This is a genomic window from Streptomyces sp. NPDC015125, from assembly GCF_043080045.1.
GTDB lineage: Bacteria > Actinomycetota > Actinomycetes > Streptomycetales > Streptomycetaceae > Streptomyces.
Genome location: NZ_JBIBVF010000005.1, coordinates 1 through 17,861 on the forward strand (window position 1 = coordinate 1; position 17,861 = coordinate 17,861).

12 protein-coding genes and 1 pseudogene are annotated in these 17,861 nt (G+C 71.6%); 4 read left to right on the top strand and 9 right to left on the bottom strand.

What is annotated here, in order from left to right:
- Positions 1-256 precede the first annotated feature (256 nt).
- Both ACF088_RS14255 and ACF088_RS14260 read right to left on the bottom strand, forming a co-directional pair.
- Positions 257-376, bottom strand: a pseudogene (locus ACF088_RS14255) (serine hydrolase); the annotation flags it as partial.
- 112 nt (positions 377-488) lie between these two features.
- Positions 489-1,079: a helix-turn-helix domain-containing protein gene (locus ACF088_RS14260; RefSeq protein WP_392376035.1), complete on the bottom strand. Its 591-nt coding sequence runs from the start codon at positions 1,077-1,079 to the stop codon at positions 489-491.
- Between the two features lie 166 nt (positions 1,080-1,245).
- Between ACF088_RS14260 and ACF088_RS14265 the strand changes: the two genes are divergently transcribed.
- Entirely contained in the window at positions 1,246-2,406 is a 1,161-nt protein-coding gene (locus tag ACF088_RS14265) for an alanine racemase (RefSeq protein ID WP_392376037.1), read from the top strand.
- 85 nt (positions 2,407-2,491) lie between these two features.
- On the opposite strand, the gene ACF088_RS14270 is transcribed toward ACF088_RS14265, so the two are convergent.
- The 3 genes from ACF088_RS14270 to ACF088_RS14280 all read right to left on the bottom strand — a co-directional run bounded on the left by ACF088_RS14270 (position 2,492) and on the right by ACF088_RS14280 (position 5,859).
- Entirely contained in the window at positions 2,492-3,535 is a 1,044-nt protein-coding gene (locus ACF088_RS14270) for a chitinase (RefSeq protein ID WP_392376038.1), read from the bottom strand.
- Between the two features lie 455 nt (positions 3,536-3,990).
- Entirely contained in the window at positions 3,991-4,710 is a 720-nt protein-coding gene (locus tag ACF088_RS14275) for an HAD family hydrolase (protein WP_392376040.1), read from the bottom strand.
- Positions 4,711-4,938: 228 nt separating this feature from the next.
- Complete coding sequence (locus tag ACF088_RS14280) at positions 4,939-5,859, bottom strand: ScbA/BarX family gamma-butyrolactone biosynthesis protein (RefSeq protein WP_392376041.1); 921 nt, start codon at positions 5,857-5,859, stop codon at positions 4,939-4,941.
- A gap of 90 nt (positions 5,860-5,949) precedes the next feature.
- Between ACF088_RS14280 and ACF088_RS14285 the strand changes: the two genes are divergently transcribed.
- Positions 5,950-6,618 (top strand): ScbR family autoregulator-binding transcription factor, encoded by a 669-nt coding sequence (locus tag ACF088_RS14285; protein WP_392376043.1) that lies wholly within the window; start codon positions 5,950-5,952, stop codon positions 6,616-6,618.
- Positions 6,619-6,876: 258 nt separating this feature from the next.
- Positions 6,877-7,413: a hypothetical protein gene (locus ACF088_RS14290; RefSeq protein WP_392376045.1), complete on the top strand. Its 537-nt coding sequence runs from the start codon at positions 6,877-6,879 to the stop codon at positions 7,411-7,413.
- 117 nt (positions 7,414-7,530) lie between these two features.
- Here the strand turns inward: ACF088_RS14290 and ACF088_RS14295 are convergent, their stop codons facing one another.
- Entirely contained in the window at positions 7,531-13,539 is a 6,009-nt protein-coding gene (locus ACF088_RS14295; protein ID WP_392376047.1) for a TIR domain-containing protein, read from the bottom strand.
- A gap of 56 nt (positions 13,540-13,595) precedes the next feature.
- Between ACF088_RS14295 and ACF088_RS14300 the strand changes: the two genes are divergently transcribed.
- Positions 13,596-14,786 carry an SLC13 family permease gene (locus ACF088_RS14300; RefSeq protein ID WP_392376048.1) on the top strand — a complete coding sequence of 397 codons (1,191 nt, stop codon included), beginning with the start codon at positions 13,596-13,598 and terminating at the stop codon, positions 14,784-14,786.
- 117 nt (positions 14,787-14,903) lie between these two features.
- Here the strand turns inward: ACF088_RS14300 and ACF088_RS14305 are convergent, their stop codons facing one another.
- The 3 genes from ACF088_RS14305 to ACF088_RS14315 all read right to left on the bottom strand — a co-directional run bounded on the left by ACF088_RS14305 (position 14,904) and on the right by ACF088_RS14315 (position 17,685).
- On the bottom strand, positions 14,904-15,848 hold the full coding sequence (locus ACF088_RS14305) for an inositol monophosphatase family protein (protein ID WP_392376049.1): 945 nt from the start codon (positions 15,846-15,848) through the stop codon (positions 14,904-14,906).
- A complete protein-coding gene (locus ACF088_RS14310) occupies positions 15,829-16,518 on the bottom strand; it encodes a hypothetical protein (protein WP_392376051.1) in 690 nt (229 codons plus the stop codon). Before ACF088_RS14310 ends, ACF088_RS14305 begins: the two co-directional genes overlap by 20 nt.
- Before the next feature lie 246 nt (positions 16,519-16,764).
- A complete protein-coding gene (locus ACF088_RS14315; RefSeq protein WP_392376053.1) occupies positions 16,765-17,685 on the bottom strand; it encodes a hypothetical protein in 921 nt (306 codons plus the stop codon).
- Positions 17,686-17,861: the final 176 nt, after the last annotated feature.

The following is a 17,861-nucleotide window of genomic DNA, read 5'->3' on the forward strand; positions in this document are numbered from 1 at the left end:
GGTCGGCGATGTCGTCATCGTGAAGAACTCGCACGACCAGACCGTCAAGCCCGACAACGGCCTCAACGGCTGGAACCTGTCCTGGTCCGACTGGAGGGCGGGCAGCGCGGTCTGACGGACGGCGTCCGCGGCCGTCGGCAGTCAGGTGAGTGCTGCTGCCACCAGCGCGGCGGTCCTGGCCACCAGCGGGTTGTCCGTCGGGCCCCCGGGGTCGTATGTGCTGGAGAGGACAGCGGGTACGAGCGGCGACCGCAGCGTCGCGGTCGGGCAAGACGGCCGCAGCAGCCAGCGTCTTGAACACCGAGCACATCGGAAAACGTTCGTCCGCGCGATACTGCACGGTCCGGCCCGTGGCCGTGTGGTGGGCGAACACCCCTTTCGTGACTCTCTCGCATCATGTGCGGTCGAGGTGCCACGTCGAGGAGCCACTCGGGCCGGGTGGGGCCGTTGTGCGGCCTTCGCCCGGCACCGTGCACCGCAGGAGGCCCTCAGAAGCTCGGCGGGGTCTCGGCCCAGACGCAGACCGCCGGCACCTCGCCGGGGTTGCTGTAGCGGTGCGGGGTGGCGGACGGGAAGCTGACACAGTCGCCGGGCTGCAGGCGGTGGTGGACGCCGTCGACCCAGTAGTCCAGCTCCCCGCTCAACAGGACCCCGACTTCTTCTCCGGCGTGGGTGTGCGGCCGGTCCCCGGAGCCGGCCCCGGGGGCCACCTCCAGAAGCATCATCTCCAGCCGGCCGCCGTGCTCGGGGTTGAGGAGGGTGTAGGTGACACCTTCCACCCCTGCCCGGGTGAGTTCGATGCGCTGGTCGGGACGGGTCAGGACGCGCTGCTCACGTTCGACGGCGTGGAACAGCCGGCTGAGGGTCGTACCGAGGGCATCGACGATCGTACGCAGGGTGTTGATCGTCGGGCTGTTCACATCGCGCTCGACATTGCTGAGGTAGCTGCGGGAGAGTCCGGTCCGGTCCGCGAGCTGCTCCAGGGTGAGTCCCCGCTCCAGGCGTTCCCGGCGAAGGTGCCGGCCGATCCCGTCGCCCGCCGCGCCGCCCGCCACGACCGGGTCACTCTCCGCCGCCACGACACCCACCCCATTCCAGTAAAGAGCACACTGCGTCTACTATAGCCGTTGCCCGGATGTCGCATATATCGTGTACTCCATCTTCTATAGACGACGACGTCCGTGTCGTTGCGCCACGCCCCCGCTGTCCGCACCCCGTGCCCCGCGTCCCCGGAGGTTCCGTCCCATGCACCCCGACACCTCGCCCTCCTTCCAGCGCGAGATCCGTCCGCTGCCCGAACTCCGCCTTGCACGCGGCGCGTTGGAGCACAATGTGCGGCTCATGGCGGAGTGGTGCCGTGCGCACCGCGTCGAGCTCTCCCCCCATATCAAGACCACCATGGTCCGCCCCATCGTCGAACGGCAGCTGGGAGCCGGTGCGTGGGGCGTCACGGTGGCCACCGCCCGGCAGGCCGAGGTGGCGTGGAGGTGGGGAGTGCGCCGGATCCTCGTCGCCAACGAAGTGATCCACTCCGCCGACCTCGCCCTGCTGCGCCACCTGCTCGACGAAACGCCGGGCCTGGAGCTCTTCTGCCTCATCGACTCCTCGGCAGGTGTGGACCTCGCCGTGGCGGCCGTGCACGACTCGCACAACCCCCTGCGGGTGCTCGTCGACGTCGGCGTGCCGGGCGGCCGGACCGGGGTGCGTAACGCCGCGGAGGCCTACGAGCTCGCCACGGCCGCCGCGAAAGCGTCACCCGGGCTCCTCCTGGCCGGCGTCGCCGGGTACGAGGGGGTGCGTCCCAACGCCCGGGACGCCGCGACGCTCGCCGCCGTCGACGGGCACTGCCGCATGACAGCCGAGATCTTCGAGTCGTTGACTCCGCTGTACGAGACCGCACGCCCGGTCTTCAGCATGGGCGGCTCCGCGTTTCCCGACCGGGTCGTCCACGCTGTGGCGGAGCTGCTGAACCGATGCGGCGACCTGCCGCTGGTGCCCGTGCTCCGATCAGGCTGCTACGTCACCCACGACCACGGCACCTACGCCCGGGTCACGCCGCTCCCCGGACTGCGTCCGGCACTGACCGTCCGCACGACGGTGCTCTCCACGCCCGAGACCGGAACCGCGGTGGTGGGGGCCGGCAAACGCGAGCTCCCCTATGACGCCGGCCTGCCCGTCGTCCTCGGGGCGCGCTCGGCCGCCGGAGCGCACCGGGAGGTGCGGGCCACGGCGGCGCAGATCTACGACCACCACCTGGTCCTCACCCCTGCCCAAGGCCTTCGGGTGGGCGACGAGGTCGACCTCGGAATCTCCCACCCGTGCTCGGCCTTCGACCGGTGGCCCGACATCACCGTCGTCGACGACGAGGGAGAAACCTGCGAGGTGTGGCATCCGCAGTTCCGCTGACGCCTGACGCCCGGTGCACAGTGCCCGGTTCCGGTGCCCGGCACGCGAAGGGGCGACGGGACAGGCCTGTGGGCGGAGCGGCCGCTCAGCCGGTGAACGCTCTCGTGAACTCGTTCGCCGCCTTGCCGATGCTGGAACAGGTCGCTGCCGCCTGCAGGTTCGGGCCTCCCGGGCAGGCCTTGTCCCGGGTCAGCGACCACATCGACAGCCGACCGAGCCCCTTCTCCTTGGCGAACCTCTTGAGTTCGGCCGCGTCGTCGGGCCTGAAGACCTCGCCCTTGACATCGTTGACACCGATCATCGGCGTGACCCCGACGGCCTTCCATGCCGCGGCCTCGTCCCGGATACCCAGCGCCGCCTTGACCTGCTTGTGGGTGGCGGTGGCGGCGGCAATGGCGTAGGTGCCCATGTCACCGTCGTAGTAGGTGCCGTAGTCCATGGCCATGATGTTCACCGTGGAGACCCGGGCACCGTTCTTCCTGGCGTTCTCCAGCACCGCGACGGCGTGCCGGTTCAAGCCCGAGGGGAGCACCGGGAGGGTGAAGGAGACATCCAGCTTCTTGCGCTGCTGGAGGCGGGCGATCGCCTGGGTGCGGAGGTTGTTGGCCTTGGTGTCCGTCAGAGCGGGGCCCTCGATGTCGAAGTCGGCCTTCGTCAGGCCGTAGGCATCGATGACCTTGCTGTACGCCTGCACCAGCTTGTCCACCGAGCCGCAGACCCTGGCCAGTTCGTTGCCGCTCTGTCCGCCGAAGGAGATCCGCACATCGCCGCCCTTGGCGCGCAGCGCATCCACCTGCCGCGCCACCGGGTTGTCGCGGAGTGCCTGCCTGCCTCCCCACTTGGGTACGCAGCCGCCTCCCGGGGAAACGAAGGCCAGGTTGTACTCCTTCACGCCGGTCTCCTCGGCGCCCTGGAGAAGGTTGTAGGCAGGCTTGAGCGAGGTGTCCACGTACGGCGCGAAAGTGCCCGATTCCTTGGCGGGGGCGGGGCTGGGGCTGGGGCTGCTCTCCCGCGGCGAGGACACCGCCGGTCCCGGGCGCTTGGGCTTCTCCTGCTCCCCGGCCGAACAGCCGGCGAGCAGCAGGGCCGCAACCGCCGCCGCCCCTACTGCAGTTGCGGTCGGCGTCACCTCGTGACTCCTCCGAGGAGCAGGCACTTCTGCGTCGTTCGTCATCGTCGGGCTGCCTCCATCGGTGGGGGGGTGGGCAGTTGTGTGCGGACCTGCCGCCGGCAAGCGACACCAGTGGGGGATGGGGTACGTCGGGGGCCGGGTGCAGAGGACTTCGGGCAGCAGGTGAACGGGGCGTTCGGGGCGGGCGCCGGGTGAGTGGACAGCCCGTCCGTCGGCTACGGATACGTCACATCATCATCCGTCGAGGGTACTGGATCCGACGGACCGGGCTCGGTGGCGCCCCCACCGCGGCAAGGGCGGGGTTGACTGCCGCACCGAGGAGGTGCCCCACCTGTGCCGAGGGGGTGCCCCACCCGGCCGGGCCGCCGCCATGCTCATGGCGTCATGGCGCCGTGCCCATGGCGTCATGTTCACGGCGTCATGTTCACGGCGTCATCTTCACGGCGTCATCTTCACGGCGTCCCGCCCTCGGGCGCAGCGGGGCCGGCGCCCTGGGCAGGGATGCGGGCGCCGGCCCACCCCTGCACCGCCGGCTCTTCCAGCGAGTGGACCCACCAGTCGGCCAGTGCCGTCTCCTCATCGCTGGGCCGGGGGCCGACTCCCAGTACCCGCATGCCCGCACCTGCCGCGGCCTGGATGCCGCAGTGCGAGTCCTCGACGGCCAGCGTGTCACCGGGTTCCACTCCGCAGAGCTCCGCGGCGGTGAGATAGACGTCGGGATGAGGTTTGGGTCTCGTCGTGGCATCGGGCACCACGATATGAAGGAAGCAGTCGCGGAGTCCGGCCATATCGAGGCAGGACTCGACGACTTCCAGCGGGCAGTTGCTGGCCACTGCCAGCGGGGCGAACTGCACGGTCGAATGGACCAGTTCCGTGGCTCCGGGCATGGTGGTGGGCTCCGCGGCGACGAGGTCCCGGAAATGCTCGAGCAGTGATTCCGTCATTTCCCTGGTCAGTTCCGGGTGGCCTGCGACATCGGCCATCAGACGCCCGCATTCGGTGTAGTGCAGCCCCCGGGCCTTTTCCGCGAATGCGGCCGAGGGGGTGAACCCAAAGCTGTGCAGCACCCTGTCACGGGCGTCCTGCCAGTGGCGTTCGGTGTCCATCAGCGTGCCGTCACAGTCGAAGACGACGGCGGCGGGGGTCCAGGAAAAGATGCTGTCTGCGCTCATCCGCGTTTCCGTTCCGAGGGGCCCGGAGGACGCCACTGAGACCGGTCGCGAGAGTGGAGGGCAGCATCGGTTTCACGGACGCCCGGCACCGGGCCGAGGGATTTCCGGCGGAGGGCAGCCCTCATGGACAGGAGTTCTTCCCGCTTCGTGCCGGAACATTGCGATCGTTACGTTACGGACGGCAACACAGAGTGGTCAACCGATTCATAAATGTCCATATTTTAGGCTCTACTGATAACCAAGAGTGCCGTAGGCCGTCTCAGTGCCGCCCTGGAGGATGCGGAATGCGCACGTCGAGCGGTGCCGGGTGCACAGCACATGTGCGGGTGGGGCCAGTTCGGTGAAGCGTGCAGCCTTCAGCCATCCGAAGCGGGGCCGGCTCAGCCTGCCCCGACTGTGATAGGCGGCGGCCTGACGGGCGGCCTCCAGCAGCACCATGCCGGGTACGTGATCGGTGGCGTGATCGAAGAAGAACGGGTGCAGCGGGTCGGCCGGCGACACCAACAGCCCCTCCTCGTCGAGAGCGAGGACCGCGTCGTGCGGATGGTTCACCGTCAGCCGGGCGGCCGACGGGCGGATCCGCCGATCCGCGGGGCGGGCCGGGAGGGAATCGGCCGCCCTCGTGGCGCGCAGCGCGGTAAAGCGCGCGCCGTCCAGGAATCGCACGCCCCCGCCACCACAGCCGAAGATCACCCCGCAGGCGGCGAAGGTGACGTTCAGTCGCAGGCCGACGACGGTCCTGTCCGGCGTGTGCCGTACCGCGCTCACCCGGGCGCAGCAGGTGATCTCGGTCGCTCCGGCGCGGGCCGGTGCCTCGTCGGCGGGCCTGAGATGGAAGTACAGGTCGGTGATGACCGCGTGGCACGCCTGAGGAACGGCGTAGAACCGCAGTGGAATGCAGAGACCGAGCTGGCGCAGGGTTTCCACCAGAATCAGCGGGCTGTGCCGCTGCGACCCGTCACGGGGGAAGGTCATATGCGCGCGCGGCCATGACGCCGCGGCGTCGAAGACGTGCGCATTATCGGTCGGCTGCACATCGGTGAGGAGGACCTCCGCCACCGAGGTCCGGTGCACCAGCTCCCGCTCGACCGTACGGGACCAGCTGAGCGGCTCACTCTTTCCGGCGATGCTGCCCGTTGGCGTGCTCATACGACCAGGGAATACCGAAATTCGAACGTGCGCACCCTTGAATTCCGGGTCGCGCGGAGCGGTAGGTTGCCTGCCGGCCGAACCAGAACGATGTCTGAGGTGTATGTGCAGATCCGGGCGAAGACGACGCGCAGGGCTCTTCTTGAGGCGGCGGCAACCCTGTTCGACGAGAAAGGGTATGCCGGTACCAGCATCAGCGACATCAGTGCGCATTCCGGTCGCACCAGCGGTGCCATCTATTTCCACTACGCCAGCAAGGAGAAGCTTGCCCTTGCCATCGTCGAGGAGCATTTCGCCACGTGGCCGCATGTGATCAGCCGGTACCGGCAGCCCGGCCTGCCGGCCCTGGAGAAACTCGTCGGGCTGAGCTTCGAGGTGGCCCGGGCCTTTCGTGACGACATCGTCGTCCGGGCCGGTGCCCGCCTGTGGGCCGAACGCAAAGCCATCGACGCACAGCTCCCCGCACCGTTCCTCGGCTGGATCGGGGCGGTCACCCAGTTGCTCGAAGAAGCCGCCCGTAACGGGGAACTCGCTGCCGATGTGCCACCTGCCACCACCGCCCACGGCATCGTCTGCGCCTTCTTCGGTCTGCACACCGTCTCCGACGCCCTGGACGGCCGCCGGCACATCGAGGAGAGTCTGGATGACCTGTGGCATCTGCTGCTTCGCGGCCTGCAGGCCGAGCCGGATCCGGCCGCCCTGCTCGCCCGCGTTCGCCGGTCGATGCCCGGCAACGGGACGGCCCCCGGGGCGGCGTAGCCGGAGGGGGTCAACCACGGGTGCCACGCGCCGCGTTGGGCGCCACGGGCCGGGATCGCACCCGGGTGACGGGGATCAGCGTGCCGTCGGTCGCGTCTGGCCGGAACTACTCGGTCCGGTAAGGGAAGTGCCAGGGTCCGGTGGGACGCCGGCCGACGCGGGGGCTGACGGTCAGTGGGCACGGGCCGGAAGGTAGCCTGCTGCGGTCCACATCGAGCTCTCCTACATTCCTGTAGTCAACCCCGGGGGATATCAGGCATGTCCGCACCGCCGCCCTATCAGAATCAGCCACCGCAGCAGCCATACGGGTATCCGCAACAGCAGCCGTACGGGCAACAGCAGCCGTACGGGCAACAGCAGCCGTACGGGTATCAGCAGCAACCGCAGGCGCCGCAAGGGCCGCAGGGACCTCAGCGGCCGCGGCAGCAGAGCAGCCCGTTGCGGGGGCTGATCACCGCCGTCATCGTCCTGGCGGTCTTCGGCGGCGGTGCCTGGTACGTGTGGGACTACAACACCAATCCCCATGGCGGCAAGGCCAAGGCGGAGGCCTCACAGGCCGCGCGGGCCGAGGAGAACAAGAAGTACAACCCGGAGGTCGGGGACTGCGTCAAGATCCACGACCCCAAGGGGGAGCCGCTGGCGGAGATCGTCGACTGCGGCTCGGCCGAGGCCGAGTACAAGACCGGCGACAGGCTGACCGGCGTCGGCGCGCGGTGCGGATCGCAATTCGATTACGGCATGCACGTTTCGATCCGTCACAGCTCTTCCTACACGCTGTGCTTCACCAAGGTCTGACGCATGGTTCGCGCTCCGACCATCACCCCAAAGGCACGGGTGGCGGCCGGAGTCGTGCCACCCCAGGGGAGCCGGGTGCTGCCGGGCGGGGCCGCTGCCGTGCGCCCCTCCCCCGGCTCAGCTCCCGTCCGGGGCGGCGCCGCCGAGGGGCGCGGTGAGCGACAGCCGGCGCACCCCGGGAAGGTGGCCGTCGAGTTCACCCGGCTCGAAGCGGCACATGCCCACCGCATGCCAGAACTCGCCCGCGATGTCGCCCTCGTACTTGTAGCCGCCCGAGGGTGAGAGCGCGGCCCAGCCTCCCGGCACCCCGATCAACGTGGCCTGCAGGGAGGGCTCGCCCTGTGCGGGCACGGTCCACAGCCGGACCGTGCCGTCCTCGCCGCCACTGGCGAGCAGCGAGCCGTCCGGGCTGAAGGCGGTCGAGAGGATCCGCCCCGTATGGCCGGTCAGTTGGCCGGCCTCCTGCCCGTCACGCGGATCCCACAGCCGGACGATCCGGTCGTCGCCGGCCGTGGCCAGCAACGGGCGGGCCGGGTGCACGGCGGCGGTCCACAGCCGGCCGGAGTGCCCGCGGAGCCGGTGTTGCGGCCTGCCGTCGGCCCAGATGATGGCGTCACCGTCCCAGGACGCGCTGGCCAGCCAGGAGTCGCCGGGCCCAAACGCCACCGTGTACACCCGGTCCCGGTGCGCGTCGAGTTCGGCGGTGAGGCGGCTGTCCTGGATATCCCAGATGCGTACGGAGTGGTCGTCGCAGCCGGTCGCCAGCAGTGTGCCGCCGGCGCTGAACGCGATCGACCGCACCCGGCCCCGGTGCTGGGCGAGTGTCGTCACATGGGTGCCCGTGCTGCGATACCACAGGCGCACCGTGTCGTCGTCGTTCGCGGTGGCGAGCAGCTCGCCGTCGCCGCTGAACGCCTCGGCCCACACATGGTCGGTCTCGGCATCGATCTCCCGCTGGTACTCACCCGTGGCGGCGTTCCACAGGTAGACGTCACCGTCGTTGCTGGAGGTGCCCAGGAGGGCTCCGCCGGCCCCGGTGGGGCTGAAGACGGCCGACACCAGGCGGCCGCTGTGGCCACTGAGTTCCCTGAGGCGGCGGCCGGTCGCCGGTTCCCACAATCGGACGACGCCGTCGTTGCTGCTGGCCGCCAGGTACGAGCCGTCGGCGCTGAAGGCCAGGGTGCCGATCCGGCGGCCGTGGCCGCGCAGGATGCGCCGGCCCTGGCCACTGGCGGTGTCCCACAGCCGGACCACGCCATCGTTACCCGCCGTCACCAGCAGCGGGCCGGACTCGGCGCCGCTGAGACCGCCGCGCGGCCTGAACCGGCAGGTCCAGACGGATCCGCGGTGGTCGGCGGGCTGCTGGCGCAGGGGGGACACGGACCAGCCGGGGGCGTCGCCGAGGCGGCCTCGGCCGTCGGTCCCGGCTCCGGCCGCCTGCACCCGCCACAGCCGGACGACACCGTCGCTGTCACCCGCCGCCAGCAGCGTACCGTCGGCGTCGAACACCACCTGGTAGACGGCGCCGCTGCCCCGGCCGGGCCGGCCCGCGGCGGCCCCGGTCACCGGGTCCCACAGCCGTACCTGTCCATCGGTGTCGCCGCTGGCCAGCAGCGTGCCGCTCGGGTGGAAGTCCAGGGTGTAGACGCGTCCGGTGTGGCCGGTGAAGGTGTGCCGCAGCCGTCCCGAGGCCACGTCCCACACCCGTACGGTGCCGCCCTGATCGCCGCCCCTGTCCCCCGTGGCCAGCAGAGTCCCGTCCGGGCTGAACTGCGCCCGGTTGCAGACGCCTTCGTGCCCGGGCAGTTCGGCGCACAGGCGGCCGGTGCGGGTGTCCCACAGCCGTACGGCCGCGGCCGCGTCCCCGGTGGCCAGGGTCCGCCCGTCGGGGCTGAACACCGCGGTGAAGACGGGGGCCGCATGCCCGAGCAGTTCGTGCCGCCGGGTGCCGGTGGCCACGTCCCACAGGGTGACGGTGCCCTCCGCGTCACCGGTGGCGAGCAGTGTGCCGTCCGGGTCCAGGGAGACCGGCCACACCCCGCTCGGGTGGATGTCCAGCCGGTGCAGGCAGGCGCCGGAGACGGCGTCCCACAGCCGCACGGTGCCGTCCGCGCCGCCCGTGGCGAGAAGGTCCTGGCGGAACTTCACGGCGTAGACGCGGCCGACGTGGCCCTGAAGGGTGCGCAGCGCCGTGCCGGTGGCGGCGTCGCACACCAGGACCCCGCCGTCCTCGCTGCCCACGGCGAGCAGTTCGCCGTCGGTGCTGTACGAGACCGGCTCGGGCAGCCGGACGGTCTGCATGCCGAAGCCGTAGGGAACACCGACCGCGGAGGGCCGGAAGCCCGCGTCGACGGGCATGCCGGGGGCCAGGGCGGCGGAGCGCAGCTCGGGGCGGCGCAGGGCTTCGTCGTCGGTGGTCGCGTCGATCAGCGCGGCCCGGTTCCAGTGGCTGCCCTCGGTCCGGACGCCACGCAGGTCGGCGCGGATCAGCCGGGCCCGGCGCAGGTCGGCGCCGCGCAGGTCGGCACCGGAGAGGTCGGCGTCGTCCAGCCGAGCGCCGACCAGGCGGGCGTCGCGCAGCACCGCTCGGGCGAGGTTGGCGCCGACCAGTTGGGTGTCGGTGAGGTCGGCACGGGTGAGGTCGACGCCGGAGAAGTCCCGGTGGGAGAGGTCCTCGCCGGCGAGGGCGGCGCCGCGCAGGTCGGTGTGGGCGGGCACCCGGAGCCGGGCGAGGACCTTGACCGCGTTGGCGCGGGCGACCTCGTCGGCCTGCCCGCGCCAGCGTCCCTCCTCTTCGCCGTCCTCGTCCGGGCCGTCCAGGACCCGCTCGGCCCACTCCTGGCAGGTGCGGTGGTCGGCGAGGTCGCAGAGGAACTCGACGGTGAGCTGGCTCAGCGGGCGGCGCGCCAGCAGTTCGTGCTCGCCGCGGGTGAGCCGGGTCGCGGCCTCACGGGCCACCAGCCACTCCACGATGGAGCTGTGGATGAACTGGAACAGCCCCTCGTCGCTGCGCACCAGCAGGCTGCCGGAGCCGATCGCGTGGGCGGCCTCCCGCGCGGAGAGCCTGATGTCCGCCAGGCCCGTCAACGTTCCGGCGACATCGGTGAGTTCGTCGAGGCTCAGGGTGTTCTGGCCGCTGGACCACAGCCGCAGCGCGAGGGTGGTGACCGCGTCCCACCGCTGGTCGAGATTCATCCCTGGGGCCGCGCCGACGCCGCCCTGGCCTCGCCGCTCCTCGAACTGCAGCCAGGAGGTGAGCACCTCTTCGTACAGTCCGGCGGCGCTGAGGGCACGCCCGGCCCCGGCGACGGCGCGCAGCCGGTCGTGGTCGAGGTCGGCGACGAAGCTGAGCAGCCGCGGGTTGCGGCACAGCGCCAGCAGGTCGGGGATGCCTTCGAGGAGCCGCACCCGGCGGTCGGCGGCCTGCTCGTCGCCGTAGCGGTTGGCCAGGTAGGTGCGGATCTGCTGGGGCGTGAACTCCTGGAGGGCGAGGACGCGGCGCTGCGGAAGCAGCCCGACGCGCTCGCCGAGGGCGGTGAGCACCTGCGACTGCGACTTGAAGTGCTGGTTGCGGCTGCTGACGACGACCTTGGCGTGGTCCACGACGGCATCGAGGAGGACTTGCAGCCGGTCGGTGGCCCGCTCGTAGCTGACCCGGTTCGCCAGTTCGTCGAAGCCGTCGAAGAGCAGGACGATCCGGCCCTGCTGGAACATGTAGCGGAAGGCGCGGAGGTTGACGGAGTCGACGCCGTGGTTCGCCAGGTGGGCGGCGACCAGGCCGTCCAGCGAATACGCCCGGTCGAGGGTGTTCAGCTCGATGAACAGCGGTACGAGGTGGGGCATCTCCTCGGGGATACGGCGGGCGAGCTCGCGCAGCGCGAAGGTCTTGCCGTGCCCGAAGTCCCCCAGGAGCAGCAGGAACCGGCCGTGGTCGGCCTCCAGCAGCCGCAGCATGTCGTCGACCAGTCCGTCGCGCTCCTCGCCGCCGGGGCGTTCGACCTCCCGGTAGCGCTGCGGGAGGTAGAGGTCGGGCCGGTAGCGGTGGTCGGTGCGCAGCCGCTCGGTCTGGGCGGTGACGTAGTCGCGCAGGTCCAGCAGCCCCTGGAACTCGGTGAAGCTGCGGACCCGGACGCCCCGGCGGCGGGCCCGCTCCCGTAGTTCGCGGGCCGGCGCGGGCCCGTCGTGGACGAGTTCGGCGTCGGGTGCGGTGTCGGAGGCGTGGACGTGGTCGAGGAAGGCGTCGATGTCCTCTGCGGAGGGGGTGCCGTGGCAGACCCCCACCCGCTGCTGCCGGACGAAGCCGGACTCGTTCCAGGTGACCAGGAGCTGCGGCGGGCTGCCGGCGATGCGGCGCAGCTGGGCGCCGTCGTGGCGGGTGCGGCAGACCTCGGCGACCCGGGCCACGAGTTCGTCGAGCGGGTCGTCGAGGGTGCGGGCTTCCAGGCCGGGCTCGAGGTCCGGCGCGGCGGGCCCGGCGGTCTCCGGCGTACCGTCCCCGCGGGTGCTGCGGTCGGCGTCGGGCTGCGGGCGCGGCGGTCCGAAGACGCGCTGGGCCCGCCGCCAGCCGGTCGCGAAGTGCTCGGGCTCCGCGTCGGGGCGCTCCCGCCAGCGGGTGAGACCGTCGCGGGTGATCCGCAGCAGTTGGTGCCGGGCGGGAGCGAGGGCGCCGTAGACGGGCAGTTCGCCCGTGGTGAGGGGCAGTGACGGGGTGAGGGGCAGTGACGGGGTGAGGGTGGGCGCCGCGGAGGCGGCGCGCCGGTCTCCGGCGGGGCCGTGCAGCAGGAGGTGCAGCCGGGGCGCGGTGAGGCGGGCGAGGTCGGCGGTGTCCCGGAGCGGGCCGGGGCCGTGCGCGGAGCCGGTACGGCCGGCGGCCTCGGTGACCGGGTGGCGCAGGGCGCCGAGGCGCAACCAGCCCTCCTGCTCGTACGGGCGCAGGGCCTGCGCGAACCAGGCGGCCTGCTCGGGGCCGAGCCAGCCGTACTGGTCGTCGGACCGGTGGCTGTACGCCATGGAGGAGTTGAGGCCCGCGATGACCGTGCGCAGTTCCGGGACGGGGAACAGGCTCCAGGGCTGGTCGCTGTCGAAGACGACGTCGAGGCCCTGGTAGAGCTCGTGGAACAGCCGGGCGTAGTGCCGCCACTTGGGCCAGTAGGGCGGCCTGGGCTGCATCTCGTCGGCCTCGCACGTGTGGAAGTACGCGCGGCAGGCGGCCTGGCTGACGTCCTGGCCGCCGGGCACCACGGCAAGGCGGTGGGGTTCGAGGCCGAGCAGGGAACGCAGGCCGGTGAGGAAGCTGAGGGCCTGGTCGGTCTCGCGAGGGCTGCCCGAGGCGGTGAGGTCGCCGGTGACGACGAGGAGGTCGGGGGCGGGGGCGCCGGCGTCGGTGAGCTCGACGAGGTCGCCCCAGATGGCGGCCTGGAGTGCGGCCGGGTCCTGGCCGCGGCCGAAGGCGGGACCGGCCAGGTGCAGCACGTTGACGGCCTCCCGGGCGTGCTGCGCTCCGGGCTCCTGGGGGTACTGCGGGGGGACGGCCGGGCGGCGGCGCCCGGCCCAGCCGGGGCGGCCGAGCGGCCTGCCGTCCCCGGACTGCGGTCGCGGGATCCCGGCCGGGGTGGCGGATCCGGTGGCCGGCCCGCCGGGGTAGCCGGGCCGGCTGGTGGGCCGGGCCCGGCCGTCGAGCGCCTGGCCCACGCGGGTGAGCAGCATCTCGCGGGCGGCCGCGGTGTCGGTGACGCCGACCAGGTCGACGTAGGTGATGGTGGCGAGCAGGCCCTCGACGGGGATGTCCTCGACCCGGACGGTCAGCAGTCTCCGTTCCGGCGCGTCGGGGTCGGCGCGCAGCGCGGCCTGCCACTCCATGCGCCCGTAGCGGGAGCGTTCGTAATTGCTGGAGAGCACCGCGATGACGGCGGCGGATTCGCTGACGCCGCGGTCCATGAAGTCCACGAAGTTGGTGCCGGGGACGAAGTCCCAGGCCTGGACGACCGTCCGGTAGCCCGCCTCCTCCAGCGTCCAGGCGATCCACGAGGCCCACCGCTCGTCGGCCGGTGAGTAGCTGATGAAGAAGTCCAACGGGCCGGTTTCCGGGCGGGTTTCGGGTTCTCCGAATTCCTGGCGAGCCACCATGCCCGCCATCCTATGATCCATCGTCAACCGGCTGTACAGCGTTTACTCTTTTCCGTGTGCGCGCCATACAACGCCTGCATCCACTGGACTGGCTGGCCGGGGGACTGCTCGCCTGCGGTCTGCTGTTCACGGCGACGGGGCTGCTTCCCACCGAGTCGGCCGGCCAGGCGATGATCCGGATCGGCCCCCTCCTCGCGTTCCTCGGCACGGTCATCGTGCTCGCCGAACTCACCAGCGAGGCGGAGGTCTTCGACGTCGTCGCCTCCGGCGTGGCCCGCGCCGGGCGGGGCGGCTACGGCCGGCTGTTCGTGCTGTGCGTGGCGTTCGCCTCGATCACCACGATGACCCTCAACCTCGACACCACCGCGGTGCTGCTGACCCCGGTGATGCTGGCACTCGCGTCCCGGGTGGGGATTGCCACGGTGCCGCTGGCGATGACGACGGTGTGGCTGGCCAACACCGCCAGTCTGCTGCTGCCGGTGTCCAACCTGACGAACCTGCTGGCCGCGAACCGGGTGGCGCTGCGCCCCACGGAGATGGCCGCCACGATGTGGGCGCCCCAACTGGCCGCCATCGCCGTGACGATGGGATGTCTGTGGCTGTTCTTCTGGCGCCGCGGTCGGCGCGGGGCGGAGGTCTACACTCCCCCGGCCCCGCACCGCCCCGGGGATCCGGTGCTGTTCCGGGTGTGCGCCGTGGCCTGTGCGGGGTTCCTGCTGGCCATGCTGGTCGCCGATGTGCCGCTGTGGTCGGCGTCCGCGATGGCGGCGGTGGTCGTGGTGGTGGCGTTCGCCGTCCGCCGCCCGGCCCGCCTGCGGCTGTCGCTGGTGCCGTGGCGGCTGCTCGTCATGGTGCCGGGGCTGTTTCTGGTGGTGGAGACGGTCAACGTCAACGGGCTGCACGACTTCCTGACGTCGGCGGTGGGACCGGACGGGGGCGTCCTCGGTATGTTCCGGGCCTCGGCGGTCGGCGCCGGTCTGTCGAACGTCCTCAACAATCTGCCCGTCTACCTGGCGGGCGAGTCGGCCGTGCCGCTCGCCAACCACCAGCAGCTGCTGGCGCTGCTCATCGGCACCAACGTGGGCCCGGTGGTGACTCCGTGGGCGTCGCTGGCCACGCTGCTGTGGTTCGAGCGCTGCCGGGCGCAGGGCGTACGGGTGCCGCTGCGGAGCTTCATGGCGACGGGCGCGGTCCTCGCGACGGGTGCGGTGCTGGCGTCCACGGCGGCCCTCGTGGCCATGAGGTGAGCGGGCGCGGCGCGCTCTGCGTGACAGGCCGAGCCGCCCTCACACCTCACCGGCCGGCGGCGCGGCCGCACAGGCACGGGCCGCCGCCCGGCAACGGACACGACCGGCCGGGGCGCGTCACGCCCCCTGGCGCAGGCGGTCCACGGCCCCACTGCGGCTGACGAGATCGAGCAGGTACGGGATGTCCGCCGGCCGCCCGGCGACAAAGCTGCGGTCGGTGTCGGGCCCGGTGACCGACCCCCGGAACGCGCCGCCGTCCAGGGACCGGATCTCCAGCCCCGCCTCCGCCGCGAGCAGTGCACCGGCGGGGAAGTCGATGGCCTCGGGCCGGTAGCCGACGAATCCGTCGATGTCGCCACGGGCCAGCATCGACCAGGTCAGCAGCGGCGCCCACAGCTGCAGCAGGCGCCGGGAGCGCACCTCCAGCGCCGACTTGAGGGTGCGCACGGCCGGATCGTCGCGGGCGACGGCGTGCCCCTGGGTCCAGGCGAGCAGCGGCCCGGAGGCTGCGAGCGGGCCGGTGGGGCCGGTCATCCGCCCGTGCGGGCCGTACGCCCCGCAGCCGGTCAGGGCCGACCAGGTCCGGTCGGTGACCGGGTCATGGATCACGCCGACCACCGGCTGGTCGTCCACGCACAGGGCGACGCCGACGACATAGGCGGGCAGGCCGATGACGACGTTGTTGCTCCCGTCGAGCGGGTCGACCAGCCACATCCGGCGCGGACCCGGCGCGGGCAGCCCGCCGTCTCCGTCCAGGAGTCCCGACTCCTCGGCGAGGATCCGGTCGTGCGGGAAGCGCTCGCGGATGCGCTGCACGACGAGCCGCTCGGCCTGCAGATCCAGGTCGGTGACCACATCGCCCTGGTCGCCCTTCGGCTGGATGCCGTACTCGTCCTGGAAGCGCGAGCGCACCAGCGCGCCGGCCTCCCGCACGATGGCGACCGCCAACTGCTGCTCGGCCGCGAACTGCGCCGTCGCGAAGGCCTCCGGTGACCATGGCCCTGCACCGAGGCGTTCCGAAGCGTCCTGCGGGCCGTCGGGGTCATTGCGGGTGATGCCCATGGATCCTCCTGAGGGCGGACCGCGCCGTCCGGGCGGTCAGTGCGGCGTCGCAGGTCTGTCGTACCACCCGGTGTCCCGTGCCCTCCACCGGTCCGAGGGACAGGTCGGTCTGCCGGGGAAGCGAACGGCCGAGCACGAGGGTGGCCGCGGCGCTCCCGCTCGGGACGACGGTGCTGTGGAACGCCCCGGCCGGCAGCCGGTAGACCTGCCCGCGGGCGCTGGTCTGCTCGGGGCCGGGCTCGCAGCGGACCAGGCGCGAAGTCGGCCGGATCTCGTCCACCCCGGACGGGCTGCTGTGCACCCGGAAGACGCGGTGGGTGGGCTGCACGGGATCCTGGCGCACCCGGGTTTGCAGGTTCCCGACCTCGCCGTAGAGCACGAAGCTGGTCAACTCCCAGCTGTGGCAGTGCACGGGAGAGGTGGTGAGCTGGGCGGGTTCGCTCGCGCCGGGCTCGAAGACGTGCACACAGATGCCCTGGTCACCGTCGCGCAGTACCGGCAGGCAGAAGAAGCCGAGCGGGTGGTGTACGGCGCGCAGCTCATGCCGCCCGGAGGTGACATCCTCCAGCGCGGCGGCGGCCGCGCCGAAGAGTGTGTCGGTCTCTCCGCCCCGCCCGATGGTCCGTTCGAGCATGCGGTAGTCGATGGGGCGTCGGCTTCGGCGGCTCACCTGGCCTCCCGGAGGATGCTGCGGTCTTCGGGCCGTTGGGGAGCGCGCCCCCTGGCACGGCCGGCCCGGCGATGCGCAGCGCGGACCGGCGCCCCTCGACGCCCTGCCCGGCCCGCTCGGCCCGCGGGCACCTCCTGGACCGGTAAAAGCGAGGAAGGGCCCCGGGACGTTCCTGTGGAGCTGGTGTCGGTCGGCAAGTGCCCTCCCTTCCGCGGTCGGCCATGAGGCAGGAGATCCTGAAGGAGGTCAACTCCGGTACGGGTTCTCCGCATGCAGCGCCTTCTCGATGATCTCGCCGACATCCGTGTCGGTGACGGTCGAGGGGAGCGCGAGGTCCAGCCTCTCGAAGAGCTGGCGCGCCTCGTCCACCGTGGGCTCTTCGCTGAGTGGCGCCGCACGGTGCAGGTCGAGGGCGATCGCCTGTTCCCGGGCCTGGTGCAGCTCGGTGAGGTAGTAGTCGTACAGCGGACGCCCCCGGTCCACCAGGAGGTTGACCCGGCGCAGGTCGTCCTGCGTGATGATCAGGCACGAGTCGGTCAGGTCGAACCGGAGGGTCGGCACCACGGAGGACAGGTGGACGTCGATCTCCAGGACGTCCAGCCGCTGCTTGTGCCAGCAGGCGGCCAGAACGGTGGCATAGGCCTCCTTGCGGGTGCGCTCGGCGCTCCAGGTCCGCCGCTGCGCCGTGTCCGCCTGGCCGCCGTCGAACGTGCGCCGGAAGCGGGCGTACGCCTCACATGCCTGGGCGTCCGACGGGTTGACGATGTCGATCTTCATCGTGAGGGAACGGCGCTGCTCCTGCGCCTTCCGTACGCACTCGGGCAGCGTGACGGCGCGCAGATAGGTCCCGGTGCCGCCCTTGAACACCCAGCGGTCGGTACTCTGACGGGCCTCGTCCAGGGCACGCCGGACCTCGGTTCCGGACAGCGACCGCACCATGGCGAGATCCTCCAGCGCCTTCTGCGTCCCGGTCGTCGCCTCCCGGATGTCGGCGACCCGGCGCCGCCGCTCGGTGAGCGACCCGAAGACCAGCGCGGCCAGCACCAGCAGGGTCGCACCGGAGGTGACATTGTCCGAGACCGCGTCGCTGAAGATGTCCATCAGGCCGACGACCATGGCGCCGGAGATGGCCACGACCCCGTCGAAGTGCCTGATGACCCAGGCCACAGCGGCCTCGATCCGATGGGCTGAAGACCGTCCTGGCACCTGTCCTGAAGGTGTGGTTCTGCGCGCCACGTGGCCCAACTCCTCCCCCGGGTAAGGCAATCGTAGGAGGTGAACCGTACGGTCCGCCAGCGATTGTGATCACTGAGGGGGGCTTCTGCGCCACGGGCGGCGGTGAC